Origin of the sequence: Halobacteriovorax sp. RT-1-1 (assembly GCF_047085455.1) — a bacterium.
Classification (GTDB): domain Bacteria; phylum Bdellovibrionota; class Bacteriovoracia; order Bacteriovoracales; family Bacteriovoracaceae; genus Halobacteriovorax_A.
This window is the reverse complement of the sequence record NZ_JBKIXZ010000002.1, coordinates 391,002-414,649: the sequence shown is the minus strand read 5'-3', so window position 1 is coordinate 414,649 and position 23,648 is coordinate 391,002. Positions and strand designations below refer to the sequence as shown.

The window sequence follows — 23,648 nt, the reverse complement described above, 5'->3', positions numbered from 1 at the left end:
AATAAATTATTTCAAATTAGCTTTATTGTTTCAAGCGCAAAATTGAATTAAATTTAAAATGTACTAGAACAAGGGGGAAATCATGAAGAAAATAAAAGTGGTCATTATTGGAGCTGGCTTTGCAGGAATTGCCCTGGCAAAAGGTCTTGCTAATAAAGATTCTTTTGAAGTCGTGATACTAGACAAGAAAAATCATCATTTATTCCACCCTCTTCTTTACCAAGTAGCATCTGCATCCCTATCTCCAGGAGATATATCAATGCCAATACGTGAAATCTTATCTCATGCTAAAAATATCAAAGTACACATGCAGGAAGTTGTCTCAATTGATAAAGATCTAAAAGTTATAGAATGTAAAAGTGGTGATGAATATCAATACGACTACCTAGCTGTAGCAACAGGATCAAAACCTTTCTACTTTGGCAATGATGACTGGGAAAAGAGTGCCCCTGGCTTAAAGACTCTAACTGATGCTCTTAGTATTCGTGACCGTGTCCTTAACTCATTTGAAAAAGAAGAGATAAAGCTTAATCAAGAAGAAAAGAAGTTAAACATTGTTATTATTGGTGGTGGCCCAACTGGAGTAGAGCTTGCGGGGGCATTTGCAGAAGTTGCCTATAAAACTCTTGTTAACGAATATCACGACTTCGATCCAAAACTAACAAAGATATATCTAATTGAAGGTGGTCAACATATTCTCTCAAGCTATAGCCATCCAACTTCAGAAAAGGCCAAGAACTATCTCGAAAAGCTAGGTGTGATTGTTTTAACAGATGAAGTCGTTGAAGAAATTGGTGACGATTATATAAAAACTAAAAGCCAGAAAATTGAATCTAAGAATATCATATGGGCAGCAGGAAATCGCGCAACAAAGTTAATTTCAAAGCTTGGTGTTGAACAAGACAGAATGGGACGTGCAATAGTAGAAAAAGACTTAAGTTTAAAAGATTTTCCCGAAATTTTCATTTTAGGAGATGCAGCTAACTTCCAGTCATTAGACGGTAGCCCACTTCCCTCTCTTGCACCAGTTGCGGCCCAACAAGGAAAGCATCTTGCCAAGCAACTACTAAAAAATAAGCGCTTTGCCTTCAAATACCTTGATAAAGGATCGATGGCGACAGTAGGTAAATACAAAGCTGTACTAGAATGGAAAGGTGTTAAGCTAGCAGGTCCAATTGCATGGCTTGCGTGGAGTCTTGTCCATATCTTCTTCTTAATCAACTTTAGAAATAAGGTTATGGTCTTTATGCAATGGGCGTGGTCGCTTCTTTCTAATAAGAGAAGAATTCGTATTATAAAGTAGCAACAAAGCGTCCTTTAAAGCTCGCTCTAACACTGTCTCCTACCATAATCTTTGAATGAACATTTAAGCGGCCGACTTTGCGTCGCTTAAGTGATTGTATGAAACTATTTACTGAAGCTTCATCAATTTCTGCAATGGCCTCAAAGTCAGAATCCACGGGCATAAGATAATCAATCTCACTATTTTGGATAACGAGAGACTTGAAATCAATATTATGAACTTTCATCGTATGATGAGTTAAGAGGTAGCAAGAAAGAATTGCTAGTGTATTAATACTTCCACCAAATGCAGTTCCTTCATAATTAATATTCTTACTTAAAGGAGCTTTTAGTACGATTTTCTGATCTTCTACAGTCTTAATTTCAAGCTTCATTCCTGAGACGACTGGAATCGACTCCAGTAAATCACGCTTGTATTGCTCGGAAATCTTTTTCATATCAATAACCTCCAACTCTCAATTCATAGTATAACCATATGAAATCACGTCTGTCTAATCTTAGAACAGGCACTCATTTTTTCATATTTTCACCATCAAACTAACTAATTAGTTAAGATGATCAAAATAATTTAAGAGGACGACATATGAAGAAATTGATAATGCCACTAAGTATCTTACTATCTCTCTCTGCCCTATCGAGCACTGAAAATATTAGTGATATGCGATTTAACATCAAACCAAACATGATGCAGGCGCAAGAAGATTCATATTCTAGAATGGCCAGAGAGTATGTAGAGCTTTCTGAAAAGTACAAAGATATAGTTATTGGAGACAGTGAACAATCAACTCGAGCTGCCTCAATCTTTTTTGAAAAATATATAAAGAATAATGAAGAAAGACCCCAAGATTTTAAAGTCCTAGGACTAAGTCGTGAATCGGCCCTTTTCTTATCAAATTCTAAGTCTGACTACTTTATCGAAAATGATGATCCTTGTAGTGCTTTACATAACCAAGGAGATATTTCAAATAAATGGTGTCATGCAGGCTTTTCTAAAGTTGCTTACGCTGTAGCGAAAGAAAATGGACTTGGAGAATTTCTTTCACAAGGTGCGGGTTTACTCGTCTTTGTTATTAAGGAATTCGGTGATAAGAATTATGATTTCTCAGATATTAATACTGCCCCAATTGGCGGGAAAATCGGTCAAAACACAGAAGTCTACACCACTTTTATGCTAGATGGTGCGACTTACTTTGAGTTTTTAACGCGTTTTTAGTGTTCTTAAAGAGACGATGATTTAGACTTTTGTTTTGCTCTTCTTCGCCTAGCGCTTCTTTGCTTATTGTTATTATCTTTAGAAGATTTTGCTCTAAGCCTAGGCGTCCTAGGAGCTCTAGGCGCCTCTTGTGAGTCAGGTTGCCCCGCAACTCCATGAAAAGCATGATTCGTGTCGACAGGAATTTTGTAGTTAATCGTTTTTTCAATATCGTTTAATAGCTTTGTTTCTGTATCGTCGCAAAAAGAGATAGCAATCCCTTCTCTTCCAGCACGAGCAGTTCTCCCAATACGATGTACATAACTCTTAGGATCATCAGGAAGATTATAATTAATAACATGAGTGATATGGGAAACATCAATTCCACGAGCAGCAATATCAGTAGCAACAAGCACCCTAACAGTTCCCTTTCTAAAACCACCCAAGGCCTTCTCTCGTGCCCCCTGAGACTTATTGCCATGTATTGCAGCGGCCGTAATTCCAACTTGATCCAGATGCTTAACCACACGATTAGCGCCATGCTTAGTTTTAGTAAAAACAAGCACGTGCTCAATTGTAGTATCCTCTAAAATATTCTTTAAAAGCTTCGGCTTATTTGTTCTATGAACAAGATTTATCTTTTGATCAATTTTTTCAACTGTTGTCGACTCAGGTGTCACTTCAACTTTCTTAGGCTTAACAAGCAATTTCTTAGAAAGGTTCACAATATCCTGAGGCATTGTGGCCGAAAATAAGAGAGTTTGTCTTTTTTCAGGGAGTTTAGCAATGATCTTGTTAACGTCTCTAATGAAGCCCATATCTAACATACGATCGGCTTCATCAAGAACAAAAGTTTCTAGTTGTTCAAAACGAACGTGGCCATCACCCATTAGATCTAGAAGTCTGCCTGGTGTTGCAACGATAATATCCATTCCACGTGACAATTTCTGAACTTGAGGCCTAGGACTAACACCTCCAAAGATAACTGCGGATGAAATCCCCAATCCTTTAGAGTATTCTTTTATATTCTCTTCTATCTGCGATGCTAATTCTCTTGTCGGAGTTAAGATTAGACACCTCATACGAGCTGGTTTTGTTTTTATTTTTTTAATTTTTAAATTATTTAAAATAGGAAGAGAGAATGCAGCAGTCTTTCCAGTTCCCGTTTGAGCAATCCCTAAGATATCTCCACCATCTAATAGGTGTGGAATTGAATTTGCTTGAATCGGCGTTGGTGCTGTATAACCTTTCTTTTTTAATGCAGAAAGAATTTCAGGTAATAGATTTAAAGAATCAAAAGATTTGACTGAAGACATAATAAATATCCTTGCTTAAAAAGCGCTAGTGCCATTGCTTAATCCAAATACTAGCAAAGGCGAATATTTAAAATGTATCTAGATCAACCCTCTTCATCTCCCGAATAGAGATACAAGTCAACCTTTATAATCCCCTCTGTAAACTATATTTACTTAAACCCCTTCTTAGAAAGGATTTTATTTAACGAGTTCGCGAAATTTGCCTTATCCTTAGTACTAAATGCATCAGGTCCCCCTGTAATAAGACCACCATCTCTAAGCTCTTTCATGAAGTCACGCATAGACAAACGTTCTCCGACATTTTCTTCATCATAAAGCTCTCCTCTAGGATTTATAGCAAGAGTTCCATTTTTTACGACCTCTGCAGCTAAAGGAATATCTGCTGTAATAACGAGATCATTAATTTTAGCGTTGTCAGCAATATACATATCAGCAACATCCGCACCGCTATCAACTTTTATAAAAGTAATAAGTTCATGAAGAGGAATATTCATATAAGAGTTTGCGACAAGAACTAATGGAATTTGTAGACGAATAGATGTTTTGAATAAAACCTCTTTTATAACTTTAGGACAGGCATCAGCATCGACCCAAATCTTCATCAGCTCTTTATTCATCATAGAATTCCTAACTTAAATTTTCTTTTTTTAATTTTTCCATTTCGAAGACTTTCAACGACATGCTTTATATGCTCAGCTTTTACAGCAACATAACTCATATTCTTAGTCACCGAAATATCACCAATTTCTTTCGAATCAATTCCAGACTCACCGACGATTGCCCCAACAATATCACCAGGTCTTAGTTTATCTCTTTTCCCTGCATGAATATAGATTGTCGCCATAAGTGGTCTAATATTGTACTCAGTGCTTTCACTAAAATTAGATGGATCAATAATTTCATAATCTCGTGACTGATACTCTTTTATGTTCTCTAAATTATCAATCTCTTGTTCAACAAAGAAACTAACGGCCCTTCCTTCATTTCCAGCTCGTCCAGTACGTCCTATGCGATGAACATAGACCTCAGGATCATTAGAGAGATCATAATTAACAACAAGATCAAGATCTTTAATGTCAATCCCTCTGGCCGCGACATCAGTTGCAGCAACTCCAGAAAGACTTTTATTTGAAAACATCGTTAAAACAGCGGTTCTTTCATTTTGGTCTAGATCACCATGAATTGACTCGACGGCCACACCGGCTTTATAAAGCTCATCAGCAACAACATCAGTTATTCTCTTTGTCTTACAAAAAACGATAAAGCGCTTAGACTGATACTTTCCAAGAACTCTAAAAAGCATATCCATTTTATCTTTATGAGAACCCAGTTGAATAAACTCTTCTTTGATATTTGTTTCTTCATGGACAACATCAACACTAAGTCTAATAGCATCGTTTTGAAGTTTCTTACTTAAATCTTCGATGTCTTCAGGAAATGTTGCCGAAAAAAGTAAAGTCTGTCTTTGCTTTGGAACAAATGCTGAAATTCTCGAGATATCTTCATAAAAGCCCATATCAAGCATACGGTCAGCTTCATCAAGAACATAATTTTTAACAAAATCAAGAACGAGAATTTTTCTTTTTAAAAGCTTCAATACTCTTCCCGGTGTTCCTACCACAATATGGGCACCATGAGATAGAGACTTCTCTTGTTGATACTCTGATCTTCCACCAGTTATTGTTAATACTTTCATGTTAGAAATTGCTCGAGCGAGTTTCCTTAGCTCCATTGCAACTTGTTCTGCTAATTCTCTTGTTGGACATAAAATTAAACATTGTGGTCTTGTTTGTTTAACATCAATAGTATTTAAGACACCAAGTCCAAATGCTACAGTTTTCCCGCTACCTGTTTTAGCTTGAGCAATTATATCCTTGCCTTCAAGAATGATTGGTAAAGACTTTTCCTGAATAGGTGTCATATTCTCAAACTTTAAATCTTTGAGATTGCTTTTTAATCTGCTATCTATCTTTAAATTAGTGAAGCTATTGCTCATACAGTTTATTTCTCTTTTATTATATTTATTAAGTCATTAGTCTCTTTTTATAAGCTTCCCGTCAACCTAAACAATTTAGGCATACTAGCTTATTAAAAATTACTCACAATATCGAATAGATAAGAGCATTCTTCTTTTGTAATATTAACGTTAAATGAATCACTAATTAGCTTATATAACTCCTCTGCTGAGTTTATATCAATACTTTTACGTTCATTTTCATAGATTTCAGAATAGATAAGATTATTGATAAATCTTGTTCCATTTTCGATTTGTTGAGACAAGATGAGAGATGTCGTAAATTTTGAATCATCATGAGTATTTGTATAGTAATTTGCGACCTTAAAATCAGCATCGTTATAATTAGCAAGGTTAAATTGATAGAGAGAAAAGAACCCATCCTCCTTTTTAATTTCTAATTGATAATCAACATCATTAATTTTAGAAACTCGATAAGTTCGCTTATTGAAGCTCTCGACTTCCTGACCAGTTAAAGGGATTACTGCTCCAGGTGTATATGGTCCAAATCCTACATCCACTAAGTATAACTTACCATCATGTGTTATGACTGTAGCCTGATGAGATCTCGGCTTATCATCAGGTGTATCACCGTAAACAACACGACCTAAAACTCTTTTCACCTCAAGGCCATTCTTTTTTAACTTTGTGTAGAAGTATTGATTATTTTCAAAACAATAACCTCCACGCTTTCTCACAATAAGTTTGTTTTCTAAACTCTCATCATCAAGTTTTAAAATTTCTCTATCACTGATTAAAATATCAATGTTGTTAAATGTGTTATTTAGAAGAAACTCTTTAATTTCATTATTTAACTGTTTCATTAATTGCACTCCAATTGATAAAATATACACCTATAAATAAGAAGGCTACGCCAAGAATTTTGTAACGATTTATTTCAATTACAGGTAAGTCAAAAAAACCGAAATGAGAAACAATCATTCCAGCAATAATTTGTCCTGTAATTATACCACTTAATACTTTTGAAACCCCTAAAATTGGCATTAACCAATAAACGAGAGTTAGACCCACAATACTCAGAATACTTCCAGCTCCCCAAAGGTAGAGAGGAACCTCTTTTATAACTTCTAGGCTAGGTATTTTTAGACGTGTACTTAGAAATATGAACATCATAAAAACAGCACTAAAGAAGTAAAGCACAAACGATGAAAAGAAGGGATTATGCGTATACTTAGAAAGTTGCCCATTAAGACTACTTTGTAAAAGGATAAGACATCCCGAAAGAATTGATAATAATACTAAAGCTAAATTTGTCATGCCCCTAATATATAAAAATAGAGGTAACATTTCCTTTACATATGTTGAGAAGAATCAATTAATTGTTTTTCTGATTCGACTCAACTGGGTTGGTGTAATGCCTAGCTTGGAAGCCAAATGATAGAGAGGGACTCGTTTCGCCAATAGAGGATTTTCTGCGATAAAGGAAAGATAGCGCTCCTTTGCTTCCCCATCCAATAAAGATATCTCAACGGGCTCTTTTTCCTTTACCCAGTGTTTTTCTAAATATTTTATGTGATACCACTTTAGGTCTTCATACTTCTCAAGTAGTTCACGATACTTAGAATGATCTATTTCAACTAGAGTTGAATCCTCAAGTGTTTCGATACATATCTCAGAAGGAGTCCTATCAAGTGTTGCAACGACAGCAGATGGAAACCTGCCTTCATCAAAGAAGTTCTTATTGATCTCCTTCGCTGCCTCATCTTGTCCCATGGAATAGGCCCTAACAAGCCCTTTGTAGACAAAATAAAACTTTGTTGGAATATCGCCAAAGTCGACTAAAACAGTCCCCTTTTTAAAAGACTTGATTCGCAATGCTTGTTGAAGCTCTCCCCAACAATCGATCGATAACTCATGATACGAATCCATCACACTCTTCAAATAACTTAAAGCTTCCATAGTTTGTCCTCTATCTCCAACTCGTATCACGAGTAACATAATTGCCTATCTTAATAATTTTTAATTAGGGTTTTTTTATAATTAAAATCAGCAATTTTATTCAAAAAATCTTTAACTAACTGTTATCAAAAGACTCCCAGGGTTCAACAAAGTTTATCTATAAAAAAAATATCAATATTTACTATAAAGTTATTTAGAAAGTTTTCGATAACTCAGTTAACAATTTTATTTTAGCCTAATGAAAAAGGATAGTTAATGAGTATAAGTAAATTTTCCCTTAATAAAAAACTAGTTCTCGGTTTCTTATTGGCCGGGCTCATCCCTTCATTAACAATTACTTTTGTTGTCTTAAGTAATGTCGACAAGACACTACATGAAAATGCAGAAAATATGTTAGTTTCGATCCGCGAGGGAAGAAGTTTTCAGCTAGAAGAGCTTTACAAAACAATGGCCGGACAGGCATCTGCATTGGCACAAAATATTTCAACGATTGATGCTGCTAGGAAGTTCAAAAGTTCATTTCAATCATTTGAAATAGAGACGAGAACAGACTTTAATGCTGCAAAATCCTCATTAACATCTTTTTATGCAAATGAGTTTGGGCAACAATACAATAAAACAAATATTGGAAAAGAGTTTGATAAGACTAGTGAAATTATCAGAGAACTGAGCAAGAATGAATTACTTCTTCAAAATGCTTTCATCAGTTCAAATAATAATCCTCTTGGTTCAAAGGATGCACTTATTTCTCTTAATGATGGAACAAGCTATTCAAAAACACACGAAAGATATCACCAGGCATTTCGTACTTACTTAAATAAGTTTGGCTACTACGATATTTTCTTAATTGATGCGGGAAAGGGTGAAGTTGTTTATTCAGTATATAAAGAAGCTGACTTCGCAACAAATCTAAAAGTTGGTCCTTACTCTGACTCAGGATTAGCAGAAGCATACAATTTAGCAATGAATGCGACATCAAAAGATGAAGTATTCTTTACTGATATCAAAAAGTATTACCCAAGTTATGAATCTCCTGCTCAATTTATTTCGGCACCTATTTTTGAAAATAACAAACTTAGCGCAGTACTTGTATTCCAAGTTCCAGTTGCAAAGATTAATCAAATCTTAACAAGCGGTGAAAAGTGGAAAGAGCAAGGACAAGGTGATACTGGAGAAACTTATATAATCGGTAAAGATAAGATTATGAGAAGTATCTCTAGAACAATAGTAGAAGATGAAGCTAGCTTTTTTAAGACAATGCACGAAGTTGGATTAAGTAAAGAAGCTATCGATTATATGAAGTCTAAGAAGACTTCAGCGCTTGCAACTAAGATTGATACACTTGGAGCAGATCATGCAATTGCAGGAAAGTCTGGTGCAGAAATCTTTAAAGACTATAGAGATGTAAATGTAATTAGTGCATATAAACCTTTAAACATAAATGGTCTAAACTGGTATATCTTAAGTGAAATGGATGAAGATGAAGCTTTATCTTCACTCTACACTGTAAGAAAAGTTATCATGACTTTAATTACAATTTCAGGGATTGCAATTCTACTACTTGCCCTGACTTTTGCTAAAACAATTTCTAATAGCCTTGTTAAGCTTGCTGAGGGGTTAAAAATTGGAGCACACAATGTACTTAACTCTGCCAATGCCTTAGCTCAAAGTTCATCTGATCTTTCATCAGCAACAGAGCAACAAGCGGCCAGCTTACAAGAGACTTCGGCTTCAATTACAGAGATCTCTGCAATGGTTGATAGAAACTCAGAGAATGCTAATACAACTTCAGACCTATCAGAAAAAAGTCAGGAAAAGGCTCAAGAAGGTAAAAGATATGTAAGTAGCGTAAAACATAAAATCGAAGATATTCATAAGAATAACGAAGTTCTGATCAAGAGTGTTGAAGAAAACAATGTTGAAATTCAAAATATCACTAAAGTGATTGATGAAATTTCAGAAAAAACAAAAGTTATCAACGATATCGTGTTCCAAACAAAGCTTCTATCTTTCAACGCTTCGGTTGAAGCGGCCAGAGCCGGGGAACATGGAAAAGGTTTTGCTGTCGTAGCCGAAGAAGTTGGTGCTCTTGCAGCAATGAGTGGTACAGCAGCACAAGAAATTACAGAACTACTAGATAGAAGTATTGGGCAAGTACACCGTACAGTTGAAAGCTCTAAGTCTAAAATGTCTGGCATTATCGAGCATGGTAAGAAGTCAGTAGATGAAAGTTTAGTTGAAATCAAAACTTGTGACTCTGTTCTAAGTGAAATCCTAGAAAGCTTCAATGAAGTAAATAGTTCAGTTAGACAGATTGCAGCTTCTTCAACAGAGCAATCTGCTGGTGTTAACGAAATTACAACTGCTGTTCAACAACTTGATGCGGTTACTCAACAGAATACTTCTGTTGCCCACACATCATCTTCAAAAGCAGCAGAACTGAAAGAACAGTCAAACGATCTTTCAAGAATTGTTCAAGATATTCAAATGATCGTATTTGGTGAAAATGAAACTGGAGCAAGCACTATGACAGCGTCAAAAGTAACTCCATCAGTAATTAAAATGCCATTTTCTAAGAAAAAGAATTTGGAACTGATTGACTCTGACTCAATAAGTTCAGATGATTCAAGATTCAAAGATGCTATATAAGAAAGGCGCCACGTAAGTGGCGTTTTTTTTTATTAAGACTCAAATTTTACATTGATATTTATTTTTGAAGCATCCTTAGGCTCAAGTATTAGATAGCGATCATCTTCACCAACAACTCTCCCCTCGACTTTTAAATTTTTATCATCTTTTTTCTTTAAAGAAGTAATCACTTTCAAAATATCAGAATTGAAATTATTTTGAATAATAACATGATCTTCTTTTACTTCAACAACGAGAGACTTCTCTACTTTTATAACACTCTCTTTTCCATCTACAAGTATCTTTCCATTATCAATATTTACCAATTCATCTTTACCATCAACATCGACAATACCAGCAACTTTAACTTTTTCATCCTTACCGTCAACCGCAATAAAGTCCCCTAGGATATTCACTTTTTGCTCTTTTTCATTAACTTTAATTGCTCCCCAGAAAAAAGAAAGTGTAACCTTACCATCGTCATCTTTTGAATACTTAAAAGAAGAAAATACAGCTATCCCCAGAACAACAAGGCAAATAATTGCAATTATGCCAATAGTATTTAAAAAACCACTCATACTCACTCCTCAAAGATTTCTATAAACTTATTGAGATATAGCAACCTTGAAATTAAATAACATTAGTTAACTTTGATCTTGAATTATTTACTTAGTGAATACGTAATCCGCTGCTCTAAAGTCTGTGGCCATATAAGTCATGAAAGTAATATTTTCAAGATTCTCTTTACCATACAGCAGCTCTTCTCTCTTTGACCTCTTAGCAAATTCCGATTGCACATCATCCAGGGCCTTAAGATAGTCCAATACTGATTCCTTCTTTAGATAAAAACTTCCCCTAGAACCATGTGACGTCTTTTCTTCCATTTGAAATTGATCTTGAGCATACTCGAAGAATGCACGATCAATATTGAAACTGACTAGAGCACCTAACTTCGCAGAGATATTGATATCACTCCATTTAAACAGGAGTTTTACGCGATCCTTTTCTCCTAATTCAATAAGATTAACCTTATCTAAATCTCTTAACATTGAAAGACATTCATTCTTATCGAGTCGATGTTTTGAGGCTATTTTCTTCCAATCGCCATCGACAGAAAGCAGCTCAGTAAAGAAGTGATAGATAATTGGTTTCTTTAAGAATAGAGCTTCTTGTTTATCATTGATTTTTAAAGTTGGTTCTTTTGAATTCTGAGCAATGGCAAAGAGATCTCCTAGATCAATATTAATAACATCACAAATTTGATCTAATTTACTTATAGAACAATCCTGACTTGCCATAAGCTTCTTAAGGCCAGACTCTGACATATCAATTCGGGCCGCGAGATCCTTATAATTAACCTTACGAACCTTCATTACTTCTTTTAGTGCAACAAATACGTCATTTCTCATTTCATTCTCCTTGCTATTAAGTTAATGAAGAGAAAGTAGTTCAAGCGAGAACTATTTTAAACACTTATCATAATAGTACCAATATATGGTACTTCAATAGTATTTTAGGGTAAATATTATCGATTTTCGGCCATTATCTTCGCTGTAGAATGCGGGATAAAGCATGTACACCACCAGCATTGACTACATTCTTAAAGCCGAGTCTTTGAAGGTGTAATTTGGCCATTGCACTTCTTCCACCTGAAGCGCAGTAAACAATGACAGACTTGTTCTTATCAAGCTTTTCATAGTCAGAGGCTAGTCGATCAATTGGAATATTTACTGAGTTAGGAATTGAAAAAGAGAGAAACTCACCTTCACTACGAACATCGACTAATTGATAATCATTAGAATTCAATATTTTTTCGACCTCCTTTTTGGACTTGAAAAAGCGATATACTCGCCACAAGACAAAAGCAGAGATAATAATAAAAACCATATTGTGTCGTATAAATTGAATAAGTTCTTGCATATAAAACATCCTATTCCACTATCTTGAAGAATTATTTGATGTAGGTCAAATATCATTTAATAATTTGGAGGTATGATTAGTGAATTATAAATAAAAAAAGGAATAATATATGAAATCAATCACATCACTTCTTTCAATAATCATTACGGCAATTTTCTTAACAGCTTGTTCAACTTCTAGTAATTCGACAAGCGAGCCACTTGTAATGAATTATGAAGAGGCCAAGGTTGTTGGAAATCTAGCAATTGCTCCGCAACCGACGAAAATGACTCTTAGTAAAATCAAAAAAGATGGTTATGAAATGGTAATAAACCTAAGAGGAGAAGATGAATTTAAAGGATATAACGAAGAGGCAACGGCAAAAATGCTAAATCTTCAATACCATCAAATCCCATTCTTTAATAAGAAGAGCGAAATTGATGCTAACTCACTTTATCAAATATCAAAACTTATCGATGCTAATAAAGACAAAAAGATCTATATTCACTGCTCAAGCGGAAATCGTGCAGCAGCTTGGTATCTAACTCACCTCTACCAGTATGAAGGAATGACTAAACAAGAAGCAACAGAACTTGCTCGCAGAACAGGACTGACAAAAGCTCCTCTTGAAAACAAGGTTCTTAAATATCTAAATGAGAAATAATTCCTATTTTAGATTTTAATAAATCTTATATAATAAGTAGATAACGCTATATTTTTAAAGAGGGAGAAGACATGAAAAAGTGTATGCTTTTAGGTATGTTCGTACTTGCTGTAAGCTGTAACAAGCAAGAGGTTAAACAATTTGATGACAAAGGATTACTTACTGAAATCGATGGAGTTCTAGCTCCACTACCAGCTTCTCTAATTGATACAAAATCAAATAAGGATCTTATTCATCTAGGTAAGACACTTTACTTTGAAAAGAAGTTATCAATTAATGACACCATCTCTTGTAATTCATGCCACAAGCTAGATCAATTTGGTGTTGATAACCTACCAACATCACCAGGTCACGATGGAACTCTTGGTGGACGTAACTCTCCTACTGTTTATAATGCAGCTTTAAACTTCCTACAGTTTTGGGATGGTAGAGCGAAAGATGTTGAAGAGCAGGCACTTGGCCCTATTTTAAATCCAGTTGAGCATGGTCTTGCACAAGCATCAGATGCGATGAAAAAAATCGATACACAAGAGTACCGCGAGCTTTTTGAAAGAGCATTTGGAAATAAAGAAGCTTTCAACTTTAATAATGTTGGTGTTGCAATTGGTGCTTTTGAAAAAACACTATTAACACCAAGTCGCTATGATGAGTACTTAAATGGAGATCATTCAGCTCTTAGCTACCAAGAAAAAGTTGGTTTAAAAAAGTTTAACGAGATTGGATGTACAACATGTCATGATGGTGCCAACGTTGGTGGTGGAATGTTCCAAAAACTAGGACTTGCTGAAGAGTATCCGACTAAAGATGAAGGTCGTTTTGAAGTAACTAAGAATGAAGATGATAAGTTCTTCTTCAAGGTACCTACTCTAAGAAATATCACAAAGACAGCTCCGTATTTTCACGATGGAAGCGTAAAGACTCTTGATGAGGCCATCACTATTATGGCCAAGCACCAATTAGGTGTAGAGATCTCTGCTGAAGACAGAGAAAGTATCAAGGCCTTCCTTGGGTCACTTGAAGCTAAAGCTTTACCTAAAATGTAATTGAATAGGGCGTGAGAAATCACGCCTTTATTTTATTTCCATATGTAGAAAGAACGAAATCTTTACTATTTTAACTTGCCTGAATAATCCACAACTTAACTCCTTAGGCTCAAGATTCAACTATCTCTTTGCACAACAAGATTCACATCTTGTGAAAACATAGTTTGCTTTATCGTGAAATTTTATTTACATACTTTTATCTGCTACATATTTTTAGTTTAGATTCAAAATCACATGATTCAACTGAATCAAACTAACTATAGGGAGAATTAAATGAAAAAACTAATCACGTTTATTGCCGCACTATTCGTAACAACATCAGTATTCGCTGGTATGCCTAATGAGAATGATTCATGGGAAACAATCAAAGACAACTTTATGAAAGTTACTTTTAATGAGCCAGCACTAAACCTAGATAATGGTGGAGCAATCTCAGTATTCTTTGGTTGTATTGATGGTGACACAATTAGAACAAAGAAAATGCTTAAGAGATGTGTTGAGTGGCAACACCGTGGTGGCGATAGAGATAGTATCTGTACAGCATATACTAGCTTCTACGGAAGAGCAGAGATCGTTACAGAAAGAGAAAGATGTGTAAGATGGTCACTCCAAGGAAGAAGAGATGGACGTGATATCTGTCTAGAATATGAAACTTATTCATATACTCACCCACTTTCATATGACATCGATGTACACAAAACACTTCACGGTAGAAGACATGATAATAAACTGGGTAGAAAACTATTTACTAAAAACTACACAATTGAAGCTTGTGAATAATTAAATAAAACCTAAAGGCCCTTATTAAGAGGGCCTTTCTTTGATTAGGGCAAAGATGGAAGAAGTACATAAAATTGAAGATCCAAAAGTTTCAATTTTCGACTTTGAAAATTATTGTGACTTCCTCATTAAGGCAGGGATGCCAGATGGCCTCTACTCTCATACATCCAATAATCTTAAAACATGGGCAAATCGACTTGGTTATCGATCGCCAAGTTCCTTAACAATGGTCATTAAGGGACAAAGATCCCCTAGCCTCGAAATGATCAATGCTCTTAGTGAAGATTTGGGAATGAATATGAAAGAGAAGCAATACTTCATGCTTCTTGTTCAGCTAGAAAAAGCACAAAAGAAAAATAAAGATACAAAAGAGATTCTAGAAAAAATTGCGATAATCAATCCAAGAGGAAAAGCAATCGCTCTTAGCCTCAAAGAGTTTAATGCAATTAGTGACTGGTATTTTTTGGCAATAAAGCAACTTATATCAATGCCGTCATTTATAGAAGACGAAGAATGGATCTATCATAAGCTCAGGAAGAAACCGACAATCAATCAAATCAAGTACGCTATTGAGACAATGCTTGAAACTAAGACAATTGGTAGGAATGACGATGGCCGCCTGATAGTACAAAAAGAAGGTCTTATTACAACCAATGATGTGCCTAGCTCAGCAATTAAGCGACATCACTACGGTATGATTAATCGTGCTCTAGAAGCAATCGAAGAACAACCAGTAGAAGAGCGTCAAATTACATCTGTCACAATGAAAGTTAAACAAAGCGATGTATCTGAAGCCAAAAAATTTATATTTGATTTTATAAAAGACTTCAATGAGAAATTTTCAACAAATGAAGCAGATAATCTCTACCAATTAAATACTCAATTCTTTGCCCATACTGGGGAAGTCGTTAAGCAGTAGGAAAAAATAATGAAAAGTTACTTAATTTTATCAGTAATACTATTTTCAAATTATATATTTTCAAAAGAACTTGAAAGGCTAAGTCCTTCTCAAAGTTATATCTTAACGAAGAATTTTAATAAAAAATCAAAACCTATCATGGATGCACTAGGCTCTGGAGATATCGTTGGTAATGGATCAGGACTAATCGAACAAAACTTCAGTTTTGCCTACCACAATCTTCAAAGAGCAATCTTTAATTGCCTCTCAAATAAATACGAGTGCCAAATCGACGCCCTAGAAGAAGCAATTTTAAGAGAGATCAATCAGTTATTTATTAATAAGATCTATATGAAAAGACCTCTAATTTTTGTTAGTAAGGAATATGCTGGAGAATTCTTTCATAATAGTGTTGATATGACGGCACGTATTGCAAAAACGGGATTCAGTCAACAAAGTCATATATTTATTAATCTTGAAGAGTCAGAAATTATAGCTAATGACATTCCTGCCATGATTAGTATTCTTATCCACGAATTAGGACACCAGATTGGGATTATTAGTCATAGCTACCTAGATCAACTAGGTACTAAGGTAAGAAATCAATGGGATTCGAATTGGCAATCATTTGAAATAAAGGTCGATGAACTTCCCCTTACACTACGACTATTTTCAAATGCAAAAAGTTTTATAAGCTCAAACTTAAGTTACAGCTACAATGGAAAAGTCGAACGTTTAGATAATCTTATCTACAAGCAATTATCTTGTGGAGATGAAGAAGTTGTTTATGGGTTTAATTTAAATAATGGTCACTGGCAAAGGCCAAATTATCATGGGACAAAGTCAATTTTTAGAATGAACTTTTGGCTAGATACTTATTGTGAGAATCCAACTAATCAAATGAGAATTAAGCAAAATGACTTATCAATTGAATTCACCTTCAAAGATGGAGAGATTCAAGCAAAGGTTTTAATATTCTAAAAAGGATCAATCCCTTCACCATCAATAACAGAAATATTGTAGTTAATACTAGGGGTTCCATCTGATATTGAAGCACTTAAAGAGAAAGTCGAATTCGAATTAGGAGCTTTCAAATCTCCTTCTACTGTACAGACTCCAGTAAATGCACCTTCAAATCCGTAGATCTGTTTCTTTAAACAAGTTAAAGTATTTGTCTCAAGATTAATATTGTGGCTTCGTTGAATTTTGTCTTTCTCAATTAAAATTTGTGCAACTAAACCGTTTTCAACGGCCTGTTTTTCACACGACTTTTCATTTATCGTTAACTTCTTATTGTGAACACTAATATTTGCTTTCCCATCATGGATACTAACAGAATCTATTTTTATATATTTTTCACCAGCGTAAGCAGCAACAGGAATACTTGAATTCAATATGAATTTATAATCACCACATTTTGCTAAGTAACTTTTAAAAGTAATTCCAGGCACTCGCTCGATGATTTTATTAGAGATTATATAATTATCGTCATTAACTCCACTTGCTCTAAGAAGCTCATGAAGAACTAGCCATTTTACATTATCGTTTCTTTCGATATAGTTAATCCAAACTTCTTCATTTAAAGATATCTGACCTTCACTTGCAAAGGCATCAACAATAGAGCCGGTATTATCAATTAACTTTTTTGAAGTAACTTTAATATATTTGACATCTATGACTTCCTTTAAGCTATTTAGAGAAACAAGATCCTTAATCAATTTGGGATGTTTTTTTAGCTCATTGAAAATTTCATTAGCTTCAGAAATAAAGTAGTGGCGAATATTGTCACCACCACCACTGCTTCCGACACCAAGTCGTTGAGTTTGAATTTTATAATTCTGATAAAAATCTTTCTTAATCTCCTTAGGAACTTCTAAAGACGGTATACACTTTACCTGCTCCGCTAACGCAGATTGAACTAAGAATAAAGATGTTACTAAAAATAGACCTTTCATCATATCTCCAAATTTATCACCTTCTAAGTGATACTCATGACTTTTTGAAATAATTACGTTCATTGTCTGTGTCATAGACAATTACTCTTCACATTGAAGCGTATACACATTGTAAGAAGACGCTCTTACGGAAATCATAAAGTCACAACTAGAGTTAGGGGCCCTAAGATCGCCTTGAACAAGACAGTGTCCAAACTCAGACCCAGAGAAACATTCAAGAGTTGTTGAGTCCAAATTAATTGAAAATTCTTGCTCAATTAATTGCTGATCTAATAGAACTCGTGACTTTAAATCTGAAGAGCTAGTTGCAGCGACAGAGAGTGAAATTAAAGAAATTAATAGATAAGTTACTGTTTTCATTTATGCCTCCATTGATATTTATTATTGTGAAGGCTTTATATCTAAATAAATGACACGACTCTATATAAAAGTTATAACTTTATTACTAATTATGTTATAAAATACTAACATATGAATATTTATGATTTTACTGATTACAGAGAATACTTAAGAGAATGTCTTGGCCCAAAGTCTAAGAACTTTACGAGGAAGTCTCTAAGCGACGAGCTTAATTGCCAGCTCTCCTTTATCAATCAGGTACTCACATTTCGCTCTCACTTATCTTTAGAGCATGCAATTAAAACCTCAAATTATCTCCAATTAACAGATGAGGAGAAAGACTATTTTCTTCTTATGGTTCAAAAAGATCGTGCCGGTAGTGTAGAGCTTGAGAGATATTTTCTAGAAAAAATTAATGACATACAAAATAAACGTAAAGAAATTACGAATCGAATAAAAGCCTCTAATACACTAACTACTGAAGATCAAATGAAGTACTACTCAAGCTGGTACTATGTTGCAATTCATATCTTAACAGCACTTCCTGCATTTAATGGGGCTCAAGAGATAGCGACTCATTTAAAGTTAAATATCAAAGTCGTTAAAGATGCTCTTGATTTTCTTATCGATAAAAATTTTGTCACGATAGATTCTCATGGAAAACTTGCCATTGGCAGTACGAGAATCCATCTTCCCCAAGGCTCTGACATGCTTCCACGCCATCATGTTAACTGGCGCCAAAAGGCCATGGAGTCAGTCGATCATGTCGGAGAAAATGATCTTCACTATTCAAGCTTACTTGGTATATCACGAAAAGATCTACCAGTGCTAAAAGAGAAAGTTTTAAAACTACTTGAAGAATTTGAAGTTGTTCTAAACGAAACGGGAGAAGAAATCCCTGTTGTCTTCACATTAGACCTTTTTGAGTTATAAAAGTTCCATACTTAACCTTTCTTAAGGTATGGCCGGCCATGCTTCTGTACTAAAATCTTAACAATAACAGAAGGGATTGTGATGGACTTTAGAATTGAAACAGATAGTAATGGAGAAATAAAAGTTGAGTCTTCTCGCTACTGGGGAGCACAAACTCAACGTTCATTAGAGAACTTTAAGATTGGTAAAGATCACTTTACACGAGAAATGATACGAGCATTTGGAATCCTTAAAAAAGGTGCCGCTCTTGCGAACCAAGAACTCGGTAAACTTTCAAAAGAAAAAGCGACTCTTATAATACAGGCAGCGGATGAAGTCATTGTAGGCAAACTCGATGAACACTTCCCTCTGGTTGTTTGGCAAACCGGCTCTGGCACTCAGACAAATATGAATACCAATGAAGTTATTTCAAATCGCGCAATTGAAATTAGTGGAGGTACCATGGGTACTAAATCTCCAATTCATCCCAATGATGATGTCAACAAGTCACAGTCATCAAATGACACCTTCCCTACGGCCATGCATATTGCAGCAATTGAGCAAATCGAAGAACGATTAATTCCATCACTCAATCGCTTAATTAAGACCTTCGAAATTAAATCTGAAGATTTTCAAGACATCGTAAAAATTGGAAGAACACACTTAATGGATGCAACTCCACTTACTTTAGGACAAGAGTTTTCTGGTTACACAGCTCAGCTTAAAGGAGCAAAGAAAGATATACTTCATTCTATCGAAAATTTAAGAGAGCTTGCACTAGGTGGAACGGCAGTTGGAACAGGATTAAATACACATCCTGATTACGCTAAACTTGTAGCACAAAAAATCACTATAATATCAGGTAAGAAATTTGTGACGGCACCAAATAAATTTTCATCCCTTGCAGCACATGATGCGATTGTTGCAGGTTCTGGTGCCATGAGAAGACTTGCAACGGCTTTAATGAAAATTGCAAATGATATTAGGTGGCTTGCCAGTGGTCCGCGCTGTGGGATTGGAGAAATTTCAATTCCATCTAATGAGCCTGGTTCATCTATCATGCCAGGAAAAGTAAACCCCACACAATGTGAGGCGCTAACAATGGTATGCGTACAAGTCCTAGGGAATGATGCTGCAATCGGCTTTGCTGGATCTCAAGGAAACTTTGAGCTTAATGTTTATAAACCAGTTATGATTCATAACTTTCTCCATTCACTTACATTACTTGCTGATTCAATGGATTCTTTTAATGATAATTGCGCAATTGGAATTGAACCAAACCATGAAAATATTGAGAAACATCTAAGAAATTCTCTAATGCTTGTGACGGCTTTAAACCAATATATTGGTTATGATAACGCTGCCAAGGTTGCAAAGAATGCACATGAAAAAGGATTTACTCTTAAGGAATCAGCAATTGAATTAGGGCTTTTAAGTGCTGATGATTTTGATAAATTTGTTGTGCCATCTAAGATGACACAACCTTTATAAAAAATACTACTGTTTATTATAGTGATAAATTGGTGAACCACCGGCTTCACGACATGTCTTGTAGTTTGTGAAAGTGTCTTTAACACTTAGGACAAGCTTTCCGTCGTTATATTCATAATCAAAGATTGATCCATTTGATTCAACACCAAAGTGTTGCTTCTTTAAAATACCTTCCCAAACACCAAGGTTACATTTAACTTTAGTCATTTCAAGTCCACCTTGATACTGACCTGGGCCAACATATTTAAAGTCACCCGAGTTAACTTGAGTACAATTTAGTAAGTACGGTGCCCACTTCGCACTTTTTGCAACTGCTGTCATTTCAGCTTTCTCTTCTTCAACTTTAAGTGTCACATTATATCTCATAAAGGCACCACCAAGCTTTAATGTCTCTCCTGTCGTACACTCAATACGATCAAGAAGATATGTCCCTTGAGGGATTGTTGCAAATACTGATGTTACCATTAAAAAGGCTAAAATTGTTTTCATTAGAAACTCCGTTTATTAAAAATGCTTTATTTTATATTGAATACTCATTTTAAAATTTCGTCCAACTTCATTAATATATGAGCCATGTCGACGATATGATTTATCACTTAAGTTATCAAGTCTTGTCGTAAGCTTCACTCCTTCAAATACTCCTGAAACAAACTCTTTTGAAGCAAAGACATTGTGAAGTGTATAACCTGATGTTGCCGTTGTTCTCTCAAGTGATGCCGGGTTCACTCGATCTTGCCTCATTGCCATAAGTGCATCATAACCAAGCTTTATACCGTATTGATCAAGGTGATAGTTAAATCCAAAAGTATAAGTATTTGCTGGCATATTAGAAAGCCACATCCTTCTTGAATTATCCCAACCAACACTTCGTGAATAACTTGCGGCAAGCTCAAATTGGTCGTAAAGATATTTAAGATCAAACTCTTGACCATAAAGAGTCACTTTATCTCGGTTAACAAATTGGGTCGTTCCATTTTTTCCATCAAAAATGGCATAGTCGATAATTTCTTGATCAATATAATTGTGTGCCTTTGATACATACCCACTTGCCCTAAATGTCAGAAGATCTAAATCAGAGAAAAGTTGTTTCTTAAATTCAGTTCCAAATTCAATTGTATTTGATGTTTCAGGCTTTAAGTCTAAATTAGTCACAAAGTAATTATCTGAAATAAAGAATCCATCTCCCGGGCGGTGCAGTCCTGTTGCATAGACTTCTTGAACATCTGGCGAATTAAAGCCCTGAGAAAAGTTAGAAAAGAAATTAAAACCTTTGTACTCGTAATTTAATAAAATTTTTGACGAAAGGTTATTATCTTTTACATCATCAAAACCAGAATCTTTCGATTCAAGTTTATAATCACTGAAGCGAATCCCAGGTGCAACAGTTAGTCCACCTACCTTATAATTAAGCTGAGCAAATGCAGCGGCTTCAGTTATTTGTCCATCTGGATAATCAGAAACACTACCTACAGAGCTTTTTCCAGTTACTTTATCAATCGTTGCATCCGTACCAATAACAAGTTTAAGATTTTCTCTAAATTCAATATGATCTTTAAGGCGTGCTCCAAGCGTTTGAATATTACGCTCTTCTTGGCGATTATCACTATCGCGCTCTTGCTTATTAAGCTGGCCAGAATAATAGAGATTTCCTGCGTAAGAGTTATTTGTGTAATTTAATCCTAAGGATTCACGTTTGATTCTTGTCTTGCCATGAAGTGTTGTTAAATCACTTGGTGGATCAAGAGTTGCATTTAATGGCGACTCATCTTCAAGGTCATAAATCTCTCCACTTAACTTTAACTTCTGACCTTTACCAAGATCAAAAGTGAACTTTGAAGAAATATTATAATTTTCAAAAGCTGAATTCTTAAGAGTTGTCTTATCACTTAGCTTAAGATCATTTGAATCTTTATAGCTAGCGCTTATGAGGTAATCACCACCATCCATTAAACCAAAAGTTTTCAATGACTCAGCATTCATATTTGAAGCTTCTTCATATGAGTATTTAACAATACTTCCAGACTTCTCACCGGCCTCTAAATAATCTCGCCCATCTTTCGTAGCAAAAGACATTCCGCCACCAAGACTAATTCCTTGAGAATAATCTGTATTAGATTTAAAGATATCAACTTTCTTTATGCTATCTGGATCAACTGCAAGATGCGAGTAATTATGATTCGAAAAATAAAAAGTCTGCTTCACGCCATCAATGTTAACAAAAAGCTTATTGGCCTCAAGGCCACGAACCTGCGGAGTCTCACCAATAGCACGTGGTCCACCTTTAGTTGTAGCACCAGAGGTATTTTTTAAAACATCATCAATGCTTTGAGCAATTTCCTCTTCAAGCTCGTCTGAAGTAATTTCATCTTGAAGACCTAAAGCAGTGCTTTGAGCCTCCTCATAGATTTGCGCCTCGTCGGTAATATATATCGACTCCAAACGATTTACGTCTTGCGCAAAGATAAGTGAATTTGAGAGAAAGCCTAAAAAGACTAGCTTGTATTGGCCATCAAACTTTTTTATCATGTAGGCAAACTATCATATTTGACGTGATTTTTGGAATGGTTTTAGTAAAGAAGTTAGTTTTTACAGTGCGTTAGTCGTGTTACAACAACTCATATTTAATTGGTATTGCTACCTTCAAAATTTCAGACTTTAGGAAGTCTGGCATTTGAGGCAGCTCATCAAGTGCCTCTATTGTCTCAAGGGCAGATTTATCAAGAATTGCGTGGCCACTCCCCTTTTGAATTTGAATATTTGAAAGATTACTTGGATAAGAAACCTCAAAGTAAATATCAACAATTCCTTGTTTTTTTAACATCTTAGCAATTTTTGGATAGCGCTTTTGGGAAAGAATTTGATCTCTAATACTCTTGAGATACCTGGCCTTCTCATTGGCCTGTCCCGTGTTAACGACTTTATTTACCACTGGCGAATTCTCTAGAGACTGCTCTAGCGGCTTCGTTGATATTGGCCTAGCAACCTGCTTAGATCTGGCCTTCTTTTGAATTGTCTTCTTAGGTGATTGGGTAATCTTCTTCAGCTTCACCAAACGTCTAACTTGAATTACTTGGGCAGTATTTGTAGAAAAATGCGTATTAAAAGACTCTGGCTTCAAAGTCGAAGCTGATCCAAATATCAATAGTCCGTGAATTCCTATCGAAATAATTGTCGAATAGAGAAAACGATTCCTGCGCATAGCTCTTATTATCACCAAATAGGACCAAATTCACAAATGCTTTCGTATTCATGAAGTTTTTTCAATAAACATGAAGGAGTCAAAGACTCCTTCACT

The 23,648-nt window shown here is 35.2% G+C and carries 25 protein-coding genes; 10 read left to right on the top strand and 15 right to left on the bottom strand.

Features of this window, described 5'->3' with window-relative positions; all coding sequences use genetic code 11:
* Positions 1-82: 82 nt before the first annotated feature.
* A complete protein-coding gene (locus ACMAWV_RS12360) occupies positions 83-1,303 on the top strand; it encodes an NAD(P)/FAD-dependent oxidoreductase (protein ID WP_412463367.1) in 1,221 nt (406 codons plus the stop codon).
* On the opposite strand, the gene ACMAWV_RS12355 is transcribed toward ACMAWV_RS12360, so the two are convergent.
* Complete coding sequence (locus ACMAWV_RS12355; RefSeq protein ID WP_392993137.1) at positions 1,293-1,739, bottom strand: YiiD C-terminal domain-containing protein; 447 nt, start codon at positions 1,737-1,739, stop codon at positions 1,293-1,295. The genes ACMAWV_RS12360 and ACMAWV_RS12355 overlap by 11 nt on opposite strands.
* A gap of 146 nt (positions 1,740-1,885) precedes the next feature.
* On the opposite strand from ACMAWV_RS12355, the gene ACMAWV_RS12350 reads away from it, so the two are divergent.
* Entirely contained in the window at positions 1,886-2,515 is a 630-nt protein-coding gene (locus ACMAWV_RS12350; RefSeq protein WP_392993139.1) for a hypothetical protein, read from the top strand.
* A 5-nt stretch (positions 2,516-2,520) separates the two neighbouring features.
* Here ACMAWV_RS12350 and ACMAWV_RS12345 read toward each other — a convergent pair whose 3' ends face one another.
* From ACMAWV_RS12345 to ACMAWV_RS12320, 6 genes are all read right to left on the bottom strand, one after another.
* Positions 2,521-3,810 carry a DEAD/DEAH box helicase gene (locus ACMAWV_RS12345; protein WP_103217976.1) on the bottom strand — a complete coding sequence of 430 codons (1,290 nt, stop codon included), beginning with the start codon at positions 3,808-3,810 and terminating at the stop codon, positions 2,521-2,523.
* 149 nt (positions 3,811-3,959) lie between these two features.
* Positions 3,960-4,412, bottom strand: coding sequence for a YaiI/YqxD family protein (locus ACMAWV_RS12340; RefSeq protein WP_103217996.1), 453 nt, complete (start codon positions 4,410-4,412; stop codon positions 3,960-3,962).
* Between the two features lie 14 nt (positions 4,413-4,426).
* Positions 4,427-5,806 (bottom strand): ATP-dependent RNA helicase DbpA, encoded by a 1,380-nt coding sequence (gene dbpA, locus ACMAWV_RS12335; protein WP_392993144.1) that lies wholly within the window; start codon positions 5,804-5,806, stop codon positions 4,427-4,429.
* A gap of 92 nt (positions 5,807-5,898) precedes the next feature.
* Complete coding sequence (locus ACMAWV_RS12330; protein WP_103217974.1) at positions 5,899-6,648, bottom strand: arylamine N-acetyltransferase family protein; 750 nt, start codon at positions 6,646-6,648, stop codon at positions 5,899-5,901.
* Complete coding sequence (locus ACMAWV_RS12325; protein ID WP_158246866.1) at positions 6,632-7,102, bottom strand: DMT family transporter; 471 nt, start codon at positions 7,100-7,102, stop codon at positions 6,632-6,634. The genes ACMAWV_RS12330 and ACMAWV_RS12325 overlap by 17 nt, the downstream gene beginning before the upstream one ends.
* Before the next feature lie 54 nt (positions 7,103-7,156).
* Positions 7,157-7,744, bottom strand: coding sequence for a Crp/Fnr family transcriptional regulator (locus ACMAWV_RS12320; protein WP_412470295.1), 588 nt, complete (start codon positions 7,742-7,744; stop codon positions 7,157-7,159).
* 255 nt (positions 7,745-7,999) lie between these two features.
* On the opposite strand from ACMAWV_RS12320, the gene ACMAWV_RS12315 reads away from it, so the two are divergent.
* Positions 8,000-10,393 (top strand): methyl-accepting chemotaxis protein, encoded by a 2,394-nt coding sequence (locus ACMAWV_RS12315; RefSeq protein WP_392993154.1) that lies wholly within the window; start codon positions 8,000-8,002, stop codon positions 10,391-10,393.
* Positions 10,394-10,425: 32 nt separating this feature from the next.
* Here the strand turns inward: ACMAWV_RS12315 and ACMAWV_RS12310 are convergent, their stop codons facing one another.
* From ACMAWV_RS12310 to ACMAWV_RS12300, 3 genes are all read right to left on the bottom strand, one after another.
* Positions 10,426-10,950 (bottom strand): hypothetical protein, encoded by a 525-nt coding sequence (locus ACMAWV_RS12310; protein WP_412470296.1) that lies wholly within the window; start codon positions 10,948-10,950, stop codon positions 10,426-10,428.
* Between the two features lie 87 nt (positions 10,951-11,037).
* Positions 11,038-11,781 carry a helix-turn-helix domain-containing protein gene (locus ACMAWV_RS12305; RefSeq protein WP_412470297.1) on the bottom strand — a complete coding sequence of 248 codons (744 nt, stop codon included), beginning with the start codon at positions 11,779-11,781 and terminating at the stop codon, positions 11,038-11,040.
* Between the two features lie 133 nt (positions 11,782-11,914).
* A complete protein-coding gene (locus ACMAWV_RS12300; RefSeq protein ID WP_255407616.1) occupies positions 11,915-12,259 on the bottom strand; it encodes a rhodanese-like domain-containing protein in 345 nt (114 codons plus the stop codon).
* Between the two features lie 142 nt (positions 12,260-12,401).
* Between ACMAWV_RS12300 and ACMAWV_RS12295 the strand changes: the two genes are divergently transcribed.
* The 5 genes from ACMAWV_RS12295 (at position 12,402) to ACMAWV_RS12275 (ending at position 16,637) form a co-directional block, all read left to right on the top strand.
* The gene (locus ACMAWV_RS12295) at positions 12,402-12,935 is read left to right on the top strand and encodes a hypothetical protein (protein WP_412470298.1); all 534 of its coding nucleotides are present in this window, start codon (positions 12,402-12,404) and stop codon (positions 12,933-12,935) included.
* 71 nt (positions 12,936-13,006) lie between these two features.
* Positions 13,007-13,978 carry a cytochrome c peroxidase gene (locus tag ACMAWV_RS12290; protein WP_412470299.1) on the top strand — a complete coding sequence of 324 codons (972 nt, stop codon included), beginning with the start codon at positions 13,007-13,009 and terminating at the stop codon, positions 13,976-13,978.
* Between the two features lie 273 nt (positions 13,979-14,251).
* Positions 14,252-14,758 (top strand): hypothetical protein, encoded by a 507-nt coding sequence (locus ACMAWV_RS12285; RefSeq protein ID WP_392993165.1) that lies wholly within the window; start codon positions 14,252-14,254, stop codon positions 14,756-14,758.
* A gap of 40 nt (positions 14,759-14,798) precedes the next feature.
* Positions 14,799-15,677: a DUF4423 domain-containing protein gene (locus ACMAWV_RS12280; RefSeq protein WP_412470300.1), complete on the top strand. Its 879-nt coding sequence runs from the start codon at positions 14,799-14,801 to the stop codon at positions 15,675-15,677.
* A gap of 9 nt (positions 15,678-15,686) precedes the next feature.
* The gene (locus ACMAWV_RS12275) at positions 15,687-16,637 is read left to right on the top strand and encodes a hypothetical protein (protein WP_412470301.1); all 951 of its coding nucleotides are present in this window, start codon (positions 15,687-15,689) and stop codon (positions 16,635-16,637) included.
* Here ACMAWV_RS12275 and ACMAWV_RS12270 read toward each other — a convergent pair.
* Entirely contained in the window at positions 16,634-17,686 is a 1,053-nt protein-coding gene (locus ACMAWV_RS12270; protein ID WP_412470302.1) for a hypothetical protein, read from the bottom strand. The two genes, ACMAWV_RS12275 and ACMAWV_RS12270, sit on opposite strands and share 4 nt — an antisense overlap.
* Positions 17,687-17,692: 6 nt before the next feature.
* On the bottom strand, positions 17,693-17,971 hold the full coding sequence (locus ACMAWV_RS12265; protein ID WP_392993176.1) for a hypothetical protein: 279 nt from the start codon (positions 17,969-17,971) through the stop codon (positions 17,693-17,695).
* 111 nt (positions 17,972-18,082) lie between these two features.
* Between ACMAWV_RS12265 and ACMAWV_RS12260 the strand changes: the two genes are divergently transcribed.
* Both ACMAWV_RS12260 and fumC read left to right on the top strand, forming a co-directional pair.
* A complete protein-coding gene (locus tag ACMAWV_RS12260; RefSeq protein WP_392993179.1) occupies positions 18,083-18,883 on the top strand; it encodes a TIGR02147 family protein in 801 nt (266 codons plus the stop codon).
* Positions 18,884-18,964: 81 nt separating this feature from the next.
* Entirely contained in the window at positions 18,965-20,353 is a 1,389-nt protein-coding gene (gene fumC, locus ACMAWV_RS12255; protein WP_412470415.1) for a class II fumarate hydratase, read from the top strand.
* A gap of 6 nt (positions 20,354-20,359) precedes the next feature.
* On the opposite strand, the gene ACMAWV_RS12250 is transcribed toward fumC, so the two are convergent.
* From ACMAWV_RS12250 to ACMAWV_RS12240, 3 genes are all read right to left on the bottom strand, one after another.
* Positions 20,360-20,842: a hypothetical protein gene (locus tag ACMAWV_RS12250; protein ID WP_103217960.1), complete on the bottom strand. Its 483-nt coding sequence runs from the start codon at positions 20,840-20,842 to the stop codon at positions 20,360-20,362.
* A 15-nt stretch (positions 20,843-20,857) separates the two neighbouring features.
* On the bottom strand, positions 20,858-22,879 hold the full coding sequence (locus ACMAWV_RS12245; protein ID WP_412470303.1) for a TonB-dependent receptor domain-containing protein: 2,022 nt from the start codon (positions 22,877-22,879) through the stop codon (positions 20,858-20,860).
* A gap of 79 nt (positions 22,880-22,958) precedes the next feature.
* The gene (locus ACMAWV_RS12240; protein ID WP_392993185.1) at positions 22,959-23,552 is read right to left on the bottom strand and encodes an energy transducer TonB; all 594 of its coding nucleotides are present in this window, start codon (positions 23,550-23,552) and stop codon (positions 22,959-22,961) included.
* Between the last annotated feature and the right edge of the window lie 96 nt (positions 23,553-23,648).

Excerpts from the sequence above, each read along its gene's own strand:
- ACMAWV_RS12330 (WP_103217974.1), bottom strand. The coding sequence starts at position 6,648 with ATGAAACAGTTAAATAATGAAATTAAAGAGTTTCTTCTAAATAACACA.
- ACMAWV_RS12350 (WP_392993139.1), top strand. The coding sequence starts at position 1,886 with ATGAAGAAATTGATAATGCCACTAAGTATCTTACTATCTCTCTCTGCC.
- ACMAWV_RS12300 (WP_255407616.1), bottom strand. The coding sequence starts at position 12,259 with ATGGTTTTTATTATTATCTCTGCTTTTGTCTTGTGGCGAGTATATCGC.
- ACMAWV_RS12260 (WP_392993179.1), top strand. The coding sequence starts at position 18,083 with ATGAATATTTATGATTTTACTGATTACAGAGAATACTTAAGAGAATGT.
- ACMAWV_RS12245 (WP_412470303.1), bottom strand. The coding sequence starts at position 22,879 with ATGATAAAAAAGTTTGATGGCCAATACAAGCTAGTCTTTTTAGGCTTT.
- ACMAWV_RS12340 (WP_103217996.1), bottom strand. The coding sequence starts at position 4,412 with ATGAAGATTTGGGTCGATGCTGATGCCTGTCCTAAAGTTATAAAAGAG.
- ACMAWV_RS12355 (WP_392993137.1), bottom strand. The coding sequence starts at position 1,739 with ATGAAAAAGATTTCCGAGCAATACAAGCGTGATTTACTGGAGTCGATT.
- ACMAWV_RS12360 (WP_412463367.1), top strand. The coding sequence starts at position 83 with ATGAAGAAAATAAAAGTGGTCATTATTGGAGCTGGCTTTGCAGGAATT.
- ACMAWV_RS12240 (WP_392993185.1), bottom strand. The coding sequence starts at position 23,552 with ATGCGCAGGAATCGTTTTCTCTATTCGACAATTATTTCGATAGGAATT.
- dbpA (WP_392993144.1), bottom strand. The coding sequence starts at position 5,806 with ATGAGCAATAGCTTCACTAATTTAAAGATAGATAGCAGATTAAAAAGC.
- ACMAWV_RS12295 (WP_412470298.1), top strand. The coding sequence starts at position 12,402 with ATGAAATCAATCACATCACTTCTTTCAATAATCATTACGGCAATTTTC.
- ACMAWV_RS12320 (WP_412470295.1), bottom strand. The coding sequence starts at position 7,744 with ATGGAAGCTTTAAGTTATTTGAAGAGTGTGATGGATTCGTATCATGAG.
- ACMAWV_RS12285 (WP_392993165.1), top strand. The coding sequence starts at position 14,252 with ATGAAAAAACTAATCACGTTTATTGCCGCACTATTCGTAACAACATCA.
- ACMAWV_RS12275 (WP_412470301.1), top strand. The coding sequence starts at position 15,687 with ATGAAAAGTTACTTAATTTTATCAGTAATACTATTTTCAAATTATATA.
- ACMAWV_RS12315 (WP_392993154.1), top strand. The coding sequence starts at position 8,000 with ATGAGTATAAGTAAATTTTCCCTTAATAAAAAACTAGTTCTCGGTTTC.
- ACMAWV_RS12290 (WP_412470299.1), top strand. The coding sequence starts at position 13,007 with ATGAAAAAGTGTATGCTTTTAGGTATGTTCGTACTTGCTGTAAGCTGT.
- ACMAWV_RS12325 (WP_158246866.1), bottom strand. The coding sequence starts at position 7,102 with ATGACAAATTTAGCTTTAGTATTATTATCAATTCTTTCGGGATGTCTT.
- ACMAWV_RS12305 (WP_412470297.1), bottom strand. The coding sequence starts at position 11,781 with ATGAGAAATGACGTATTTGTTGCACTAAAAGAAGTAATGAAGGTTCGT.
- ACMAWV_RS12345 (WP_103217976.1), bottom strand. The coding sequence starts at position 3,810 with ATGTCTTCAGTCAAATCTTTTGATTCTTTAAATCTATTACCTGAAATT.
- ACMAWV_RS12270 (WP_412470302.1), bottom strand. The coding sequence starts at position 17,686 with ATGACACAGACAATGAACGTAATTATTTCAAAAAGTCATGAGTATCAC.
- ACMAWV_RS12265 (WP_392993176.1), bottom strand. The coding sequence starts at position 17,971 with ATGAAAACAGTAACTTATCTATTAATTTCTTTAATTTCACTCTCTGTC.
- fumC (WP_412470415.1), top strand. The coding sequence starts at position 18,965 with ATGGACTTTAGAATTGAAACAGATAGTAATGGAGAAATAAAAGTTGAG.
- ACMAWV_RS12250 (WP_103217960.1), bottom strand. The coding sequence starts at position 20,842 with ATGAAAACAATTTTAGCCTTTTTAATGGTAACATCAGTATTTGCAACA.
- ACMAWV_RS12310 (WP_412470296.1), bottom strand. The coding sequence starts at position 10,950 with ATGAGTGGTTTTTTAAATACTATTGGCATAATTGCAATTATTTGCCTT.